Below are 2,657 nucleotides of genomic sequence, written 5' to 3'. Positions count from 1 at the left end.
CCCCGCTTCTCGGCCGCCTTGCAGGCCGGGCACGTGATCCGCGTGAACCAGCCCTGCTCCTGCTCATTGCCGGGCAGATAGACCAGGCCACACAGCGTGCGGACCTTGCCCGACCACCACGAGCGCTTACCGATGTGCACGACATCCGTGCCCTTCTTGCCCATCAGGCCGCCACCTCCCCGGCCAGGTCGGCGGGCTCGATACGAGCCGGAAGCGAACGCAGCGCCTCCCGACCAGCCCGACGCTCCGCCCGGCGAGCCCGCCGGGCATCGGTGAACGAACGCTCGACGCGGACCGTGACTGTGTGCTGCTCGTTCGCCAGCTCCCGGTCCACTTCTTCGATCAGCGCGTCAATCGCTGTCTCGGTCAGGCCGTCCGGGTAGTAGCCACCCAGTTCAGCGGGACCAGCAATGGCCTCTTGCGCTGCACGCTTGTTGATCCTTGCGGTGTTCATCGATCTCCAATCTCGTCTTAAGACATCCGTCTTGTCGCAAGACATTAGCGACATAGGACTCCTTCGTCAACGGATGTCTCAAGACATTCGGGGTACGGTGGTCAGGTGGCAGAGGCAGAAGACAAGGCCGTGGCGAGCCAGCGGGTTGCCGACGACCTGCGTGCTCGTATCGAGTCGGGGGAGTTCAAGGTCGGCGACGCGCTGCCAACGCGTCGTGACCTGGCAGCGGAGTACGGCGTCGCGCCCAACACTGCGACGGTGGCAGTGAGGCTGCTCCAGGACGTTGGTTTGGTGACGATCCGACGGAACGCGAAGGCTCGTGTTCGCGACCGTTCGGCCGACATTGACAGCTCGGCCCTACTGCGAGCGACCGGCGAGGAAGTCTCAGCCTTGAAGGTTGAGCTTGCGCAGGCTGCTGAGAGGCTCGCCGAAGTCGAGAAGACGTTGGCGGAGTTGGCGCGCCGAACTACGCCGTGACGCCCCGGAAGAACGCCACAAGCCCATCGATCGTGTTGCCGACGAAGCTGGCGATGTCCTTGACCAACGTCGCTGCATCGCCGGGGTGCTTCACGACGATCACCAGCAACGCGAGGGCGACCAGGGTGGCGATGATCTTTGGCAGCGGCCCGCTGCCGGTCTTGATGCCGGGGAAGGCTCGCTTGGACATGGGGAATCCCTTCTGTGAGCCGGTTCCTTGCTCCGCTCTTGGTCATGTCTCAAGCGTGCTCTCGCGGCAGCCTGGCGGGAACTGTCGCAAAAGCCCTCAGCGCTGAACTCCCGCTGAACCGGCGGCACTGAACTTTCACTGAACTACGCGGCTCAGTGCGCGCGCGGAGACGTCTTGGATGGGAGTCTGAACGCATGGAACTGAACGGGGTCCCCGCGACAATCGAGCAGGTCAAGACGCTCGCGCTCACCAACTACGGTCACTTCACCTCGATGCTGGTGAGCGATGGACAGGTACGCGGCCTTTCTCTTCACATGCAACGGCTCGCGCGAGACTGCCGCCAGCTTTTCGGGGTGGACCTCGACACGGAACAAGTGCGGTCCTACGTCCGGCACGCACTTGCTGGCACGGCTGAGCCGGTGACCGTGCGGGTGACGGTCTACGACCCGGCACTCGACCTCGGCACGATTGGCAGGGACGCCGATCCACACGTTCTCGTGACTACTCGCTCCGGGTCGCTCGCCACGCCGCCGCCGTGGCGGTTGCAGGCCGCCTCGTATCGCCGTGAACTTCCTGCGGTGAAGCACATCGGGCTGTTCGGCGCGATGAATCAACGGCGCGCCGCGCACCGGGAGGGATACGACGATGTGCTCTTCCTGAACCCGGACGGCACGATTTCCGAGATCGCCACTTCGAACATCGGTTTTGTGCGTGACGGCCAGGTCGTGTGGCCGCGCTCCGAGTGGCTGCCTGGCATAACGATGACGCTGATCAACCAGGGGCTCGATGAGCCAGTTTCGACCGAGCCGGTGACGCTCTCGGACCTGCCGACGATGGAGGCCGCTTTCGCGACGAACGCGGCGAGTGGGATTCGTGCCGTCGCATCCGTGGACACCACCGAATGGCCGACCGAACACAAGGTGTTGCAGCAGCTCCGCGAGCTGTATGCGGACATTCCGGCGGAAACTGTGTGAGGGAGCGGTTACGGACCGATACGCTCAGGCACGTCGTAGTTCGTGCGAGGGGATGAGCAGGTGGCAACGGTTCAGCGCTGGTCAGGTGTCGAGGTGAGTGCACTTCGCGAAGCGAAGCGGATGAGTATCCGGGAGTTCGCCGCTCACCTCGGTATCAGCGAGCGCATGATCTCGAAGTGGGAAGCAGGCGGCGAGAACATCAAGCCCCGACCGGTGAATCAGGCTGCTCTGGATACGTGTCTGAGCAGGTCTGACCCGGATACGCAGGCGCGCTTTTCGTTCCTCACCAAGGATTCGCTCGTTCCGTCCGCCGAGGCTGCTGATCAGCCGCCGATGATCGGCCAGGGCAAAGTACGTCATCCCAACGACGCGAGTCTGATGGTGAAGGTTGAAGGCAACGTCTTCCTGTCAGGGCCGAGCAACCAGCCCGAATTCGTCCCAGCGTTCTACATCGACGTGTACCCGGTGACGAACGCTCAGTACGCCCGTTTCCTCGCTGCAACGGGCCGTGAAGCGCCGGAGCGCTGGCAGGAAGGCAAGTATCCCGATGGGCTCGATGATC

The 2,657-nt window shown here is 63.7% G+C and carries 5 protein-coding genes; 3 read left to right on the top strand and 2 right to left on the bottom strand.

Annotation, left to right across the window (positions count from 1 at the left end):
- Nucleotides 1-163: 163 nt before the first annotated feature.
- A complete protein-coding gene (locus DI005_RS07945; RefSeq protein WP_113641657.1) occupies nucleotides 164-454 on the bottom strand; it encodes a hypothetical protein in 291 nt (96 codons plus the stop codon).
- A gap of 105 nt (nucleotides 455-559) precedes the next feature.
- Here DI005_RS07945 and DI005_RS07940 point away from each other — a divergent pair, with 105 nt between their 5' ends.
- Complete coding sequence (locus DI005_RS07940) at nucleotides 560-931, top strand: GntR family transcriptional regulator (protein WP_113641656.1); 372 nt, start codon at nucleotides 560-562, stop codon at nucleotides 929-931.
- Here DI005_RS07940 and DI005_RS07935 read toward each other — a convergent pair.
- A complete protein-coding gene (locus DI005_RS07935) occupies nucleotides 921-1,121 on the bottom strand; it encodes a hypothetical protein (RefSeq protein WP_113641655.1) in 201 nt (66 codons plus the stop codon). The two genes, DI005_RS07940 and DI005_RS07935, sit on opposite strands and share 11 nt — an antisense overlap.
- Nucleotides 1,122-1,315: 194 nt before the next feature.
- Here DI005_RS07935 and DI005_RS07930 point away from each other — a divergent pair, with 194 nt between their 5' ends.
- Together DI005_RS07930 and DI005_RS07925 are read left to right on the top strand one after the other, a co-directional pair.
- Complete coding sequence (locus DI005_RS07930; RefSeq protein WP_113641654.1) at nucleotides 1,316-2,095, top strand: aminotransferase class IV family protein; 780 nt, start codon at nucleotides 1,316-1,318, stop codon at nucleotides 2,093-2,095.
- A 60-nt stretch (nucleotides 2,096-2,155) separates the two neighbouring features.
- A partial coding sequence (locus DI005_RS07925; RefSeq protein ID WP_113641658.1) for a helix-turn-helix domain-containing protein occupies nucleotides 2,156-2,657 on the top strand: 502 nt, incomplete at its 3' end.

It is taken from the genome of Prauserella sp. PE36 (genome assembly GCF_003311655.1).
In the GTDB taxonomy this organism is placed as follows: Bacteria; Actinomycetota; Actinomycetes; order Mycobacteriales; family Pseudonocardiaceae; genus Prauserella_A; species Prauserella_A endophytica.
This window is presented reverse-complemented; position numbering and strand designations above follow the sequence as displayed.

Bases quoted from the DNA above. Each gene is read 5' to 3' on its own strand.
- DI005_RS07945 (WP_113641657.1), bottom strand. From the start codon at position 454: ATGAACACCGCAAGGATCAACAAGCGTGCAGCGCAAGAGGCCATTGCT.
- DI005_RS07935 (WP_113641655.1), bottom strand. From the start codon at position 1,121: ATGTCCAAGCGAGCCTTCCCCGGCATCAAGACCGGCAGCGGGCCGCTG.
- DI005_RS07930 (WP_113641654.1), top strand. From the start codon at position 1,316: ATGGAACTGAACGGGGTCCCCGCGACAATCGAGCAGGTCAAGACGCTC.